This window comes from Methylobacterium sp. ME121 (genome assembly GCF_000974725.1).
Taxonomy (GTDB): domain Bacteria; phylum Pseudomonadota; class Alphaproteobacteria; order Rhizobiales; family Beijerinckiaceae; genus Methylobacterium; species Methylobacterium radiotolerans.
The window spans coordinates 1-13,216 of record NZ_BBUX01000072.1 but is presented as its reverse complement, the minus strand read 5'-3'; the positions used below and the strand labels follow the sequence as shown (position 1 = coordinate 13,216).

Annotated in this window: 10 protein-coding genes and 1 pseudogene; 6 read left to right on the top strand and 5 right to left on the bottom strand. The window is 73.2% G+C overall.

Going from position 1 to position 13,216, the window contains the following annotated elements; translation table 11 throughout:
* Positions 1 to 72: 72 nt before the first annotated feature.
* The 4 genes from ME121_RS27525 to ME121_RS27510 all read left to right on the top strand — a co-directional run bounded on the left by ME121_RS27525 (position 73) and on the right by ME121_RS27510 (position 3,256).
* Positions 73 to 1,005, top strand: a complete 933-nt coding sequence (locus ME121_RS27525; RefSeq protein WP_059409964.1) for a DUF1028 domain-containing protein — start codon at positions 73 to 75, stop codon at positions 1,003 to 1,005.
* Complete coding sequence (locus ME121_RS27520) at positions 986 to 2,398, top strand: amidase (RefSeq protein WP_059409963.1); 1,413 nt, start codon at positions 986 to 988, stop codon at positions 2,396 to 2,398. Before ME121_RS27525 ends, ME121_RS27520 begins: the two co-directional genes overlap by 20 nt.
* Positions 2,399 to 2,564: 166 nt before the next feature.
* Positions 2,565 to 2,795, top strand: coding sequence for a hypothetical protein (locus ME121_RS27515; RefSeq protein ID WP_012321348.1), 231 nt, complete (start codon positions 2,565 to 2,567; stop codon positions 2,793 to 2,795).
* A 44-nt stretch (positions 2,796 to 2,839) separates the two neighbouring features.
* Positions 2,840 to 3,256 (top strand): DUF1236 domain-containing protein, encoded by a 417-nt coding sequence (locus ME121_RS27510; RefSeq protein ID WP_012321349.1) that lies wholly within the window; start codon positions 2,840 to 2,842, stop codon positions 3,254 to 3,256.
* A gap of 395 nt (positions 3,257 to 3,651) precedes the next feature.
* Here the strand turns inward: ME121_RS27510 and ME121_RS27505 are convergent, their stop codons facing one another.
* The 5 genes from ME121_RS27505 to ME121_RS27485 all read right to left on the bottom strand — a co-directional run bounded on the left by ME121_RS27505 (position 3,652) and on the right by ME121_RS27485 (position 12,338).
* Positions 3,652 to 7,128: a CheR family methyltransferase gene (locus ME121_RS27505; protein WP_059409962.1), complete on the bottom strand. Its 3,477-nt coding sequence runs from the start codon at positions 7,126 to 7,128 to the stop codon at positions 3,652 to 3,654.
* Positions 7,109 to 7,669 carry a PAS domain-containing protein gene (locus tag ME121_RS27500; RefSeq protein WP_024828800.1) on the bottom strand — a complete coding sequence of 187 codons (561 nt, stop codon included), beginning with the start codon at positions 7,667 to 7,669 and terminating at the stop codon, positions 7,109 to 7,111. Before ME121_RS27500 ends, ME121_RS27505 begins: the two co-directional genes overlap by 20 nt.
* A 223-nt stretch (positions 7,670 to 7,892) precedes the next feature.
* On the bottom strand, positions 7,893 to 10,469 hold the full coding sequence (locus ME121_RS27495; protein WP_059409961.1) for a PAS domain-containing protein: 2,577 nt from the start codon (positions 10,467 to 10,469) through the stop codon (positions 7,893 to 7,895).
* A 261-nt stretch (positions 10,470 to 10,730) separates the two neighbouring features.
* Complete coding sequence (locus ME121_RS27490; protein WP_012321353.1) at positions 10,731 to 11,087, bottom strand: hypothetical protein; 357 nt, start codon at positions 11,085 to 11,087, stop codon at positions 10,731 to 10,733.
* A 150-nt stretch (positions 11,088 to 11,237) separates the two neighbouring features.
* Complete coding sequence (locus ME121_RS27485) at positions 11,238 to 12,338, bottom strand: SMP-30/gluconolactonase/LRE family protein (protein WP_059409960.1); 1,101 nt, start codon at positions 12,336 to 12,338, stop codon at positions 11,238 to 11,240.
* Between the two features lie 216 nt (positions 12,339 to 12,554).
* Between ME121_RS27485 and ME121_RS27480 the strand changes: the two genes are divergently transcribed.
* Both ME121_RS27480 and ME121_RS34390 read left to right on the top strand, forming a co-directional pair.
* Positions 12,555 to 12,809: a DUF6894 family protein gene (locus ME121_RS27480; RefSeq protein ID WP_012321355.1), complete on the top strand. Its 255-nt coding sequence runs from the start codon at positions 12,555 to 12,557 to the stop codon at positions 12,807 to 12,809.
* Positions 12,810 to 13,216: pseudogene (locus ME121_RS34390) on the top strand (AAA family ATPase); the annotation flags it as partial.

Here is a 13,216-nt window from a genome sequence, read left to right as displayed (position 1 = left end):
CTGCTGGATTGCTTCGCTGCGCTCGCAGAGACGGTGGTGGATCGGGAGCAGGGAGGAGGAAGCCGTAGGCGCATGAGAGAACTCAACACCTTCTCGATCGCCGCCCGCTGTCCCCAGACCGGGCAGCTCGGCGTCGCGGTGGCGAGCGCCGTCCCGGCGGTGGGCGGGCTCTGCCCGTTCCTCAGGGCCGGGATCGGGGCCGTCACCACCCAGTCCTGGGTGAACCCCTACCTCGCCGCCCGCATCCTCGACGGGCTCGCCGACGGGCAGCATCCCGACGCGGCGCTGGCGGCGGCGCTCGCCACCGACGACCGGCCGGACCTGCGCCAGCTCGGCCTCGTCGACGCGCGCGGGACCGGCGCGGCCTGGACCGGCGCCGGCTGCACGCCGGCGGCCGGCCATCGCACCGGGGCCGGCTACGCCGTCCAGGGCAACATGCTCGCCGGGCCGGGCGTGATCGACGCCATGGCGCAGGCCTTCGAGGACAGCGCCGCCCGGGATCTCGACGAGCGGCTGATGCGCGCCCTTGAGGCCGGCGACGCGGCCGGCGGCGACCGGCGCGGCAAGCAGTCGGCGGCGCTCAAGATCGTCGCCGGCGAGGATTACCCGCGCCTCGACCTGCGGGTCGACGAGCACGCGGAGCCCGTCGCCGAGCTGCGCCGCGTCCTGGCGGTGGCCCGCCGTCAGCTCGTGCCGTTCGTGGCCGGCATGCCCCGGAAGAACGGCCCCGCCGGCGCCCTGCCGGACGACGTCGTGGACATGCTGCTCAAGCCCCCTGCCCAGCGGCCGGGCGCTACCGAGGATGCGGCCCCCGACCTCCTGCGCGACGTCGTCGGCCTGCGCCAGGAGCCCGGGCGGGTCGCGCACCTGCTGGCCCAGTTCGCGCCGGTGCTCGCCGAGATCGCGCGGCTGCGCGACCTCGACCTCGCGGACATCCATCCGCCGGTCGTCTTCGATCCGACCTTGCCGTATCGCCGGGTGCCCCATGACGACCGCCGCGACTGACGCAATCTGGCAAGCGCCGATCACCGAGCTCGCGCGGATGATCGCGGCGCGGGAAGTGTCGAGCGCCGAGCTCGTCGGCGCCAGCCTCGACCGGATCGCGCGGCTCGACGGCGCCCTGAACAGCTTCGTCCACCTCTCGCCCGCGGCCCTCGACGCCGCGCGCGCGGCCGATGCCGAGATCGCCCGGACGGGTCCGCGCGGCCCGCTGCACGGCATCCCGCTCGCCATCAAGGACAACTACAGCACCGCCGACATGCCGACGCGGGCCGGCACGGCGGTGGAGGCCCTGACCTTCCCGGCGGCCGACAGCCACGCCGTGGCGCGACTGCGGGCGGCCGGCGCGGTGATCCTCGGCAAGACGCGCATGCACGAATTCGCCTGGGGCATGGTCACGCCGCCGACCCGCAATCCCTGGGACCCCGACCGGGTGCCCGGCGGCTCCAGCGGCGGCTCCGGCGCCGCGGTCGCGGCCCGCCTCTGCCCGGCCGCCCTCGGCTCGGACACGGGCGGCTCGATCCGGATCCCGGCCGCCCTGTGCGGAATCGTCGGGCTCAAGCCGACCTACGGCCGGGTCGGCCGGTCGGGGATCGTGCCGCATTCCTGGTCCCTCGACCATGCCGGGCCGCTGACCCTGACGGTGGCCGATTCCGCCCTGATGCTGCAGGCGCTCGCCGGCCCGGATGCCGGCGATCCCGCCGCCAGCGCGGCGCCGGTCCCCGACTACACGGCCGGGCTGGACCGGCCGATCCGGGGCCTGCGGGTCGCGGTGATCCGCAACCACTTCTTCGACGCAATCGGCGACGACGTCGCCGCCGCGATCGAGGCGGCGCTCCGGTTCCTCGAAGACCGGGGCTGCGCGGTGCGCGACGTCGCGGTGCCGTCCCTGCGCCACGGGCTCGGCGCGATCTACGCCATCGAGCTCGCCTCCTCGACCGCCTATCACGGCCGCAGCCTCGCCCAGGGGCACGTGGCGGGCTTCGCGGCCGATGTCCGCGACCTCGTGGAGATGGGCCGGCTCGTGACCGGGCCGGACTACCTGCGCGCCGAGCAGGCGCGGGCCCTGATCATGGCCGAGATGGCCGGCGTCCTGGCCGAGGCCGACGTGATCGTCGGCCCGGCCTCGCCGCTGACCGCGTGGCGGACGGACGAGTCCGCGGTGTCGTTCGGCGGGCGCGCGGAGAGCGTGCTGGCGGCCTCCTGGCGCCTGACCTACCCGTTCAACCTCGCGGGCCTGCCCGCCATCGCGCTGCCCTGCGGCTTCGACCGGCGCGGCCTGCCGATCAGCCTCCAGATCGCCGCCCGGCCCTTCGCCGAGGCCGAGATCCTGCGCGTCGCCCACCAGTACGAGCGGGCGCACGACTGGTGGTCCCGGGTGCCGCCCCTGGCCGGCTGACGCGCCGCCCGGTCCCGCGCAGCTGAGCGGGACCGGGGCGGTCGATTGTACGCAACCAATACCGCATCTAATCGTGCGGATCCGCGTGATTTACCGGTCGATGCCTGTGGAACCCTTTCTCCGTGGTCGCCGTTGCTGGGTTCGATTGAAGTCAGGAGGCTCACCAATGCGGACCATCATTCTCTCGGGTGCCCTGCTCGCGGCCCTGTGCGGCGCGGCGAGCGCCGAGGACACCACGGTCATCCGCCGCGACGGGCCCGCCGTCGTCGACCACCGCGACACCACGGTCGAGCGCCGGGAGGTCACCACCGGCAGCGTCGATTGCGGCTCCAAGACCGTCCACAAGGAGGACGGCATGGGCAACTCCAAGACCGTCCACAAGGAAGGCTGCAACTGATCCCCGGCGGCCAGACGCGACCTGACGACCCTGGAGATCTCAGCATGACGAGCAAGCTTCTTCTGTCGCTGGCGACCGCCGGCCTCCTCGCCCTCCCGGTGGCCGCCCAGGCGCAGGGCACCCTGCGGGGCGCGGCCGAGGGCGCCGAGGCCGGATCGGCCGCGGCCGGACCGGTCGGCGGCATCGTCGGCGGCGCGGTCGGCGCGGCGACCGGCACGGTGGGCGGCATCCTGGGCGTCGACGACCGCCCGCGGTTCCGCAGCTACGTCCGCGAGCGCGGCGCGCGCTCCTACAGCTGGGGCGGCCCGGTCCGGGTCGGCACCGTGCTGCCGGAGGACAGCGTCACCTACTACGACGTGCCCAGCGAGTACCGGGTGCGGCCGGGCTACCGCTACACCATCGTGAACGACCAGCCCGTCCTGGTCGATCGCGGCCACCGCATCGTCGAGGTCATCGACTGATCGGAGGGGCGCCGGGATCCCGGCGCTCCGTCAGGCAGGACGGCCCGCCCGGCATCGCCGCGGCGGGCCGTCGCGCGTGCGGCGGGTCGTGCCGGACGAGGAGACGAGATCGCGCGTCTCGCGCGGGCACGGGCGCTGGAGACGAGGCGCGACGGACCCCCTCTCCCGGGTGGGAGAGGGCCGGGGTGAGGGACGAGAAGTAGCAGGATCGAGCGCCCCGTCGCCGTTCAGCCGAGGTCGAGACTTTCTCGGTGAGGCCGCATCCCTCACCCTGTCCCTCTCCCGCGCGGGAGAGGGGACCCGCGGCCGGTCCTGAAGCCGCTGCCGACACGGACGGGCGGATCCGACGGCCCGCCGCGAGCGCGCGGCCGGTCGCGGCGGGAGCGGCCCCCGCCTCACCCCCGCGTGAGCACCAGTTCCGGCAGGTGCAGGGTGATCCGGTAGGCGGAGGCGTCGTGGCTGCGCGTGACGCGCGCCTCGAGCTGGCGCAGGGACATCTCCACCAGCAGGGTGCCGAAGCCCCGGCCCGGCCGCGGCTCGGCGACGCGGGCCACGCGCTCGCACCAGTCCAGGACGAGCCCGTCCGCCTGCCGGTCCCAGGTGACGGACAGCGCGCCGTCGTCGGACCCGAGCGCGCCGTACTTCACCGAGTTCGTCGCCCACTCGTGCAGGATCATCGCCAGCGACGACACGTGCCGCCAGTTGATCGCCACGAGGGGACCCTCGATCACCGTGGGGACGTGGTCGCGGTACGGGCGCAGGGTCGCGCCGATCAGGCCGGCGAGGTCGCTCATGCCCTGGCCGTCGGACGGGTCGGCCAGGGAATGCGCCCGCCCGAGCGCCGAGATGCGGTCGCGCATGTCGGTGGCGAAGACGCCGATCTCCCGGTGCGTGCGGGCGCCCGCCGAGATCATGCCGCCGATGATCGCGAACAGGTTCTTCACCCGGTGGTTCATCTCCCGTAGCATCAGGTCGCGGGTCTCGGCGAGCGCGTATTCGGGCGACACGTCGATGCAGACGCCGACGATCCGCTTCCGGTCGCCGCTCCGGGTCAGGCGCCCGTAGCTGCGGATGTGCCGCGGCGCGTGGTCGGCGGCGCGCACGCGGATGCGCGCCTCGAACTCGTCCAGGCCGTGCGCCGCCTCGGACAGCGCCGCCTCGAAGCCGGGACGGTCCTCGGGCAGCACGCTGGCCGCCAGGGCCGCGGTGGGGTGCGGGGCGTCGGGAGCGAGGCCGAACATCGTGCCGGCGGTGCTGTCGACCACGACGGTCCCGGCATCCGGGCTGTATTCCCAGACGCCGATGCCCCCGGCCTTCACGGCCAGTTCCAGCCGCTCGCGCTCCGCGGCGAGCTGGCGCTCCAGCGACAGCGCCTCGGTGATGTCGGTGAGCACCAGGGTGGCGCCGTCGACGCTGCCGTTCTGCAGGCGGTAGGGCAGCACCCGCAGCGAGAGCGTGCGCTCCCCGTCCCGGGTGGCGACGCGCCGCTGGATCACCGAGCCGCCGGCGCAGACCTCCCGGGCGTCGTGCAGGTACTCGTGCCCGGCGAGCCGGCTCGACACGTCGGCGAGGGGGCGGCCGCGATCGCCCGGCTGCAGCGGGAAGATCGTGGTGGCCGCCGTGGTGAAGCTGCGCACCTTCAGCTCGCGGTCGAGCACCACGACGGCGAGGTCGGTGGATTCGAAGAAGTTGCGCAGGTCGGCATTGGCGATGGTCAGCTGCTCGACCTTGATCTTCAGCTCGTCGTTGACCGTGGACAGCTCCTCGTTCGTCGACTGGAGTTCCTCGTTCATCGACATCATTTCTTCGTTGGAGCTCTTCAGCTCCTCGTTCGTCGTCTCCAGCTCCTCGACCGCCGAGCGCAGCTTGTAGCGGGTGCGCAGCAGCTCCTCTTCCAGCGCCTCGACGTGGTCGCCGCCGGCATCCATCTCGATCAGGTCGAGGTCGTCCGCCGCCCGGAAGGCGCCGGTGTCGCGCACGACCAGGAGCATCGAGCCGTCGGGCAGGGGATCGCAGATCAGCTCGACCGGCTGGACGCCGTATTCCGAGCGGATCTCCACGTCGCGGACGACCACGCGCTTGCGCGCGTCCCGGGTCTGGCGGAGCAGCGGGCCGATGACGTCGCGCAGGCCCGGGCGCGCGAGGGTGATCGCGCTGGTGCCGCCGGTCCGGGTCACCGGGAAGTCGAAGTAGCGGCTCAGGCGCCCGTAGGCGGCGATGATGCCGCCATCCTCGTTGAGCACCATGCTGGGCGGGGCGTAGCGCTCCATGACGCGGCGCACCGCCACGGTCTCGTCGGCGATCGAGGGCTCGCCGCGGCGCTCCTCGCGGCCGCCGCGCCGGACCTCGCCCCGGCGCGCGCTCCCGGGCAGGTCGATCGGGTATTGCGGCGCGCCCGGCGGCCGCTCGAACAGGCGGGCGTGCTGGTCGATGACGGGGAAGAGGTGCTCGAACCGGCTGACGCTCTCCGAGGGGCCGAGGAACAGGTAGCCCCCCGGCCGGACCGCGTAGTGGAACAGCGGCACCACCGATTGCTGGAGGCGCTCGTCGAAGTAGATCAGCAGGTTGCGGCAGGACAGGAGGTCGACCCGCGAGAAGGGCGGGTCCTTGACCAGGCTGTGGCTGGAGAAGCGGATCAGGTCGCGGATCTCGGCCGCGACGGTGAAGCGCTCGGCGTGGAGGACGACGTAGCGCTCCCGCAGATGGGCCGGGATGTCGGCGAGCGCGGCGGCCGGGTAAGTCGCCTCCCGGGCGATCTGGAGCATGCGCTCGTCGATGTCGGTGGCGAAGATCTGGACCGCCAGCGGCACGCCGAGGCGGCGCGCGGCGTCGGCGAACAGCATGGCGATGCTGTAGGCCTCCTCGCCGCTGGAGCAGCCCGGGATCCAGACCCGGATGTCCTCCTCGGGATCGCGGGTGCGCAGCAGGGGTTCCACCACCCGCTCCCGGAGGAGCTCGAACATCTCGGCGTCGCGGAAGAACCGGGTGACGTTGATGAGGAGGTCGCGGAACAGCGCCTCGCACTCGGTCTTGTCGGCCCGGACGCGGCCCAGATAGGCCCGGCCGGACTCGAGCCCGAGCACGTGCATGCGCCGCTCGACCCGCCGGACCAGGGTGGTCCGCTTGTAGCCGGAGAAGTCGTGGCCCACCGCCGCGCGGATGACCCGGCAGAGGTCGTCGATGTGGTCGGCGACGAGGCGGGCCTCGTCGTCGACGCCGTCGGTGCCGCGGCGGCGGAAGAAGCTCGTGAGGCAGTCCACGATCTCGCCCGGCGGCCGCACGAAGTCGACGAGGCTGGTCCCGACCGCCGAGAGCGGCATGCCGTCGTAGCGGGCGGTGTCGGGCTGCTGCACCACGCAGACGCCGCCGTGCTCCTTGATCGCCCGCAGGCCGGTCGTGCCGTCGGCCCCCGTGCCCGACAGGATCACGCAGGCGGCGTTGGCCTGCTGGTCGACCGCGAGCGACAGGAAGAAGTCGTCGATGGGCCGGCGCAGGCCCCGCGGCTGGACGAAATGGGTCAGTTCGAGGACGCCGTTCTGGATGACGAGGCCCCGCCCGGGCGGGATGATGTAGACCTTGTCGCCCGCGATCCGCTCCCCGCCCTCGCACTGCAGCACCTCCAGCTCGGTCTGCCGGTCGAGGAGCTGCGCCAGCATGCTCTCGTGGTTGGGGTCGAGGTGCTGGACGATGACGAAGGCCATGCCGGTCGGCGGCCGGGCGCGCGCCAGCATCTCTCGCAGGGCCTCGAGCCCCCCCGCCGAGGCACCGATTCCCACGACGGGCCCGGCGAAGGGCGGGGCGCTCACCGTCCCGGCGCCGTCCAGGACCTCCGAGGCCTCGCCTCCGGGGGCGTTAAGGAAATCCTGGTGCATCGAGATCCGCGAGCGTGAGCTTGGCCTGCGCGACCGTGGCGACCGTGTTGGCGATCGTCATCAGCGAGCCCTCGATGACGAGCCCGCTCTCCGCAAGCGTCGGGGTCAGCCGGGTCAAGGTCCGGCCGAGTTCCGTATCGTAGGCGGAAAGCAACTCGGGTTGCGAGCGGCTGACATCGAATTGGGATGCGAAAAGAAAGCGCACCTCGCCCGAGAGCGCCCTCAGTTTGGACATGTACAGCAGGTTGACGAAGGGCTTCCCGTCCTTGCGGAAATTCAGGATCGGCGTGCGCACCGTGTCCTGCCGGTCGTTCTCCAGGAAGGCGTGGATCTTGGCCCGCGCCTCCCGGTTGTCGGCGTCGCGCTGGAGGAGGCGGCAATTGCGCCCGACGACCTCCGCGCCCGTGTAGCCGGTGAGCTCGTGGAACCGCTCGTTCACCAGGAGCAGGACGTTGTCGTCGCCCGCCGCCGCCAGGGCCAGGGCGATGTGGGATTTCGCGAAGAAGGTCGTGAGTTCGGCCGGGATGGTCTGCGTGTCCACGGTAGGTTCCCTGTCGCCTCCGTTGGCGCGGTCCTGCTGGTCCGCTCCCGGGTCCGCCCGACCGACGGGCACCGTGCCGAGGACGCCCGCGAGGACGCCCGCGACGACGCCCTCATGGGCGCGCCGGCGCGGTATGGCAATGACGCGCGGGCCGGCGAACCCGTTCCGCGCGGGCCTGCGACGCCGTGTGCCCGGGGGCACCGCCGGCCCGGGCCGCCGGACCTCAGCCCTCGCCGCCGATGATGCCGCGGATGCGGGTGGCGAGCGCCTCCAGGGCGAAGGGCTTCGTCATCACCTGCATCCCGGGCCCGAGATGGCCGTGGTTGAGGGCGGCGTTCTCGGCGTAGCCGGTGATGAACAGGACCTTCAGGTCCGGGCGGTGCTGGCGGCCGGCATCGGCCATCTGGCGGCCGTTCATGCCGCCGGGCAGCCCGACATCGGTGATGAGCATGTCGATGCGCACGTCCGACTGGAGCACCTTCAGCCCCGAGGCGCCGTCCGCCGCCTCGATCGCCGCGTAGCCGAGATCCTCCAGCACCTCGGTCACCAGCATCCGCACGGTCGGCTCGTCGTCCACCACCAGGACCGTCTCGCCCTGCTCGGCGCGGGGCGCGTGGGCGAGGTCCGGCAGGCTCACCTCGGCCTCCGCCTCGCCGAGATGGCGGGGCAGGTAGAGGCAGACCATCGTGCCCTGGCCGACCTCCGAGTAGATCCGGACCTGCCCGCCCGACTGCTTGGCGAAGCCGTAGATCATCGACAGGCCGAGGCCGGTGCCCTCGCCGATCGGCTTGGTGGTGAAGAACGGGTCGAAGGCCTTGGCGACCACGTCGGGGGTCATGCCGGTGCCGTTGTCCGAGACGCAGAGCGTCACGTACTGCCCCGGCTCCAGCTCGCGTTCCTGGGCGGCCCGGTGGTCGAGCCAGCGGTTGGCGGTCTCGATGACGATGCGCCCGCCCGCCGGCATCGCGTCCCGGGCGTTGATGCACAGGTTGAGCAGCGCGTTCTCGAGCTGGCTCGGGTCGACCAGCGTCGGCCACAGGCCGCCGGCCCCGACCGACTCGATCGCCACCGACGGGCCGACCGTGCGGCGGACGAGCTCCATCATGCCCTCGACCAGGCGGTTCGCGTCCGTCGGCTTCGGGTCGAGGGTCTGGCGGCGCGAGAAGGCCAGCAGGCGGTGGGTCAGGGCGGCGGCGCGCTTGGCCGCGCCCTGCGCCGCGCCGATGTAGCGGTCGAGGTCGCCGACCCGCCCCTGCAGCATCCGGGTCTGCATCAGCTCCAGCGAGCCGACGATGCCGGCCAGCATGTTGTTGAAGTCGTGGGCGAGCCCGCCGGTGAGCTGGCCGACCGCCTCCATCTTCTGCGACTGGCGCAGGGCCTCCTCGGCGCGCATCAGCTCGGCCGTCCGCTCGGCGACCCGCTGCTCCAGGGTCTCGTTGAGGCTGCGCAGCGCCGCGGCGACGCGGTCCCGCTCGGCCTCGACGGCGCGGCGCTCGTCCACGTCGATCAGGACCCCGGGGAAGCTCAGGGGCGTGCCGTCGGGCGCGTGGTCGACGCGGCCGTTGGCCTCCAGCCAGTAATAGCGCCCGTCGGCGCGGCGCACCCGGTACTGGTGCGCGTAGGCGCCGCCCCGGGCGACGGCCGCGTTGATGGCGGCCGCCAGCCCGGCCTGGTCGTCCGGGTGCACGGTCGCGACGATCCGGGCGAGCGGGATGCCGTCCCGGCCGAGCGCCGGGTCGAGGCCGAAGCTGCGGGCGAAGCCCTCGTCGACCGTGAACCGGTCGCTCGGCAGGTCCCAGTGCCACGTGCCGATGATGGCGCCCGCCGCGAGGGCGAGCTGCACGCGCTCGATGTTGGTCCGGGCGAGCGCCTCGCTGGCGCGCAGGGCGTCCTCCGCCTGCCGGCGCGCCGTGATGTCCCGGAACAGCACCGAGACCTGGCGCCGGCTCGCCGGCCCGATCCGGGCGGCCGAGACGTCGATGAAGCGGTCGGCCTGGGCGAAGAAGCGCTCGAACCGGATCGGGAGTCCGGAGCGCAGCACGCCGCCGTAGAGTTCGAGCCAGGCCTCCGCGTCCTCGGCCGACACGAGGTCGCGCAGCGTCCGCCCGACGATGCCGGCGATGCCGGTGTGGCGCTCGTAGCCGGGATTGGCCTCGACGTGGACGTAGTCGCTCAGCGGGCCGTGCGGGCCGTCGAAGAACTCGATGATGCAGAAGCCGTCGTCGATGGCCTCGAACAAGGTTCGGTAGCGCTCCTCGCCGGCGCGCAGGGCGTCGCGGGCCTCCCGCTGCTCGGTGATGTCGCGCGCCACTCCGGAGAACCGCACCGGCCGTCCCGCGGCGTCGCGCTCGATCTCCCCCTGCCGGGCGATCCAGCGGATCTCCCCGGTATCCGGCCGCCGGATCCGGTAGGCGACGTCCCGCGGGGCGTCGCCGCGGCGCCGGCTCGCCGCCGTCGAGATGAGCGCCTGGTCCTCCGGCAGGATCAGCGCCTCGACCAGCTCGGCCGGGTAGGTGTCGCGCTCCGGCAGGCCGTAGAGCCGGCAGAATTGCGGGGTCGGGTGCAGGAGCCCGTCGTCGACCCCGACGGTGAACAGGCCGATCCCGCCCGCCTCCTGCGCCCGCAGCAGGCGCGCCTCGGCCTCCCGGAGGGCCCGGCCGGTCCCGTCCGAGTCCGCGGGGGGCTGCGGGAGCGGCCGGGCGTCCTCCCGCGCGGCGGCCGCCCGCGCCCGGAGTCCGGCGGCTTCCTCTTCCAGCGCGCGGGCGCGCCGCAGGAGCGCCTCGGTCCCCGTCTCGTCCACGCTCAGCGTCCGTGCGTCGCGACCGCGTCCCCCGCCGGCCGCGCGGGGCGGTCGGGGCGGATCGCCGGGGCTGGGAGGGCGGGTGATACGGGCACGGGGCTGGCGCTGCGACAGAGTGGCGGGTCGTGGACGCCTTCTGCCGGAAACGGACCTCGGACGCCACGGCAACCGACCACAACGCGCGGAAACCGCTGAGGCTGCCTCGGAGGCCCCGGCGGCCCCGAGACCGGCGGGCGTGCGTCCCGGTGATGGGGCCGCCGGCTACGGCTCGGCGAGGCGGCAGGTGGCGCTGCTCGCGCGGGGCCAGCCGTAGTAGATCGTCTCGGCCTGCACGTCGGCGAGGCCCACGACCTCCGGCACCGAGGCCCGCTGCGTGTCGAGCACCGCCCCGCCGGCTCCGGTGAAGGTGCACAGGACGGTCACGTTCGTCGCGAGGTCCGGGCCGGTGTTGCGCAGGTTGACCAGCGCCCGCTGCGGCTCGTGCGAGTCCGGCGGCGTGTGCAGCCGGGTCTCCCGCAGGACCAGGGCGGCGTCGGCCCGCGCCGGCGGGGCGAAGGCGACGATCAGGCCGGCAGCCAGGAAGGCGGCGGCCCGCCGCGACGACTGCATCCTGCGCATGGTCGGTCCATCCTATCGTCGTGCCGGGTCACGGTGCCGGGTCACGGACCCGGCACCCGCCTCGATCCAACTTGTAACCCCGGATCCCGGTTCGCCGTCAGCCGCCGCGCGCCGAACGCAACGCCGCGCCTGAGACAGGCTGAACCGGCCTCAGTTGCGCAGCGGCTTGGCGTCGATCTGCATCCGGTAGATCGTCGTCGGGAACTTGACCGCCGAGGCCACGCCGCCGCTCATCGCCGGCGTGCGGTTCATCTGCGCCGCCGGGATCCACAGGCCGCCCTGCTCGTCGATCCACATCGCGTCGACCCAGACGAGCCGGGGGTCCTGCACCAGCGTGCTCATCGTCCCGTCCGGCGCGATCTTGAGGATCCGCAGGCCGTCCGTGTCGCTCGCGTAGATGGTGCCCGCCGCGTCGATGGCGGTGCCGCCGGTCGCCACCGTGGCGGCGTGGAGCTTCACGTGCTCGGCGCGCTCGGCGTCGCTCACGGCGGCGTCGTCGAGGTACCGGGTCTCGATGCTGTAGAGCGGCCCGGTGCACGCCTGGTAGTAGAAGGTCTTCCCGTCCGGCGAGACTTCCAGTTGGTCCGCGTGGATGAACAGCAGCTTGTCCTTGTCGTCCCGGAGCACCCGGCCCTGACCGGTCAGCGGGCGCTGCGCGATGGTCGACCAGTGGCCGTCGAGCACCCGCCGCAGGCCGCCGGTCTCGCGGTCGAGGACGATCAGACCGGGCTGGCCGGCATCCGTCAGGTAGATGTGGCCGCCGTTGAAGCGGAAATCGTCGATGAAGCTCTTCTCGGTGGTCGCCGCCTGGAGCGGGTAGACCTTACGAACGGTGTTCGTGGCGAGGTCGATCTGCACGAGCTTCGGGCCGCCCGGCAGCGGCGCCGCGCCCATGCCGGGCGCGCCCTTGTCGACCACCCAGAGGTCCCCGTCCGGGCCGATCCGGATGGCGTTGACCGCCACGAAGGCCTTGGCCGGGTCGTCGCCCGTCTTCCAGGCGTTCCAGGCCGCGTCGGGGAACGGCACCGCCTTGCCGTCCCGCCACTCGCCGAGTTCGATCCCCGAATCCTTGCTCTGCCGCTGGAACGGCGAGAACAGCCGGCCGTCCGAGGACCGGGTGATGCCGTTGAAGACGAGGTCGTTGGATTCCACCATCGGCTTCAGGGCGTCGGATCCGGCCGGCGCCTCGGCGGCGCGGCCGGGCGTGCCCAGGCCGGCGGCCAGCAGGAGGGCGAGGAGCGTGGCGCGCATGGTGGGATCCCGGTCCGGCGGTGAAGCGTCTCGCCCGGTAAGCCCGCGGGACGCGCGGTGTTCCGGGCCGACCCCATCGGCCGCAGCCGAACCGCCGGCGCGCGGGCCGCGCCGGGGACACCTGCGACGCTTCGCCGGGGCTGGATCCCGCCGATTTGAGAACATATAGTGAACACACGGTGAGCGCCGCGCGGGGCGGCCGAGGAGGAGCGAGGGATGGCCAAGTACCGGTTCCACTGCACCAACGGCCTCGAATGCGTGTTCGACGCCCGCGGCACCGAGGTCCGCGCGACGGCACGCCTCGTCGATCGGGCCCGGAAGGTCGCCTCCGACGTGCGGCAGTCGCTGGCCAACCGCACCGACTGGGCCGAGTGGCGGGTGAGCGTGCACGACCTCTCGGGCCGGCGGGTCCTGGTGCAGCCCTTCGTGCAGCCCTTCGAGAAGGCGTCGGGTCGCGCCAGGGCGGCCTGAATGGCGGCGCCGATCAAGACGGCCCGCCCGGGACCGGTCCCGGGCGCGGAGGCGACCGCCGCGGAGGCGGATCGGACGATCCGCCCTCTGAGCCTGTCGGAGCTCATCGGTCAGCGTGCGGCGCGTGCGAACATGCAGGTGTTCATCGAGGCTGCGAAGAAGACCGGTCAGGCGCTCGACCACGTGCTGTTCGTCGGTCCGCCGGGGCTGGGCAAGACGACGCTGGCCCAGATCGTGGCGCGCGAGCTGGGCGTGAACTTCCGCTCGACCTCCGGGCCGGTGATCGAAGGCCGGCGACCTGGCCGCGCAGCTCACCAACCTGGAGGAGCGCGACGTCCTGTTCATCGACGAGATCCACCGGCTCAACCCGGCGGTCGAGGAGATCCTCTACCCGGCCATGGAGGATT

Coding starts and splice junctions, on each gene's coding strand:
- ME121_RS27525 (WP_059409964.1), top strand. CDS start 73: ATGAGAGAACTCAACACCTTCTCGATCGCCGCCCGCTGTCCCCAGACC.
- ME121_RS27520 (WP_059409963.1), top strand. CDS start 986: ATGACGACCGCCGCGACTGACGCAATCTGGCAAGCGCCGATCACCGAG.
- ME121_RS27515 (WP_012321348.1), top strand. CDS start 2,565: ATGCGGACCATCATTCTCTCGGGTGCCCTGCTCGCGGCCCTGTGCGGC.
- ME121_RS27510 (WP_012321349.1), top strand. CDS start 2,840: ATGACGAGCAAGCTTCTTCTGTCGCTGGCGACCGCCGGCCTCCTCGCC.
- ME121_RS27505 (WP_059409962.1), bottom strand. CDS start 7,128: ATGCACCAGGATTTCCTTAACGCCCCCGGAGGCGAGGCCTCGGAGGTC.
- ME121_RS27490 (WP_012321353.1), bottom strand. CDS start 11,087: ATGCGCAGGATGCAGTCGTCGCGGCGGGCCGCCGCCTTCCTGGCTGCC.
- ME121_RS27485 (WP_059409960.1), bottom strand. CDS start 12,338: ATGCGCGCCACGCTCCTCGCCCTCCTGCTGGCCGCCGGCCTGGGCACG.
- ME121_RS27480 (WP_012321355.1), top strand. CDS start 12,555: ATGGCCAAGTACCGGTTCCACTGCACCAACGGCCTCGAATGCGTGTTC.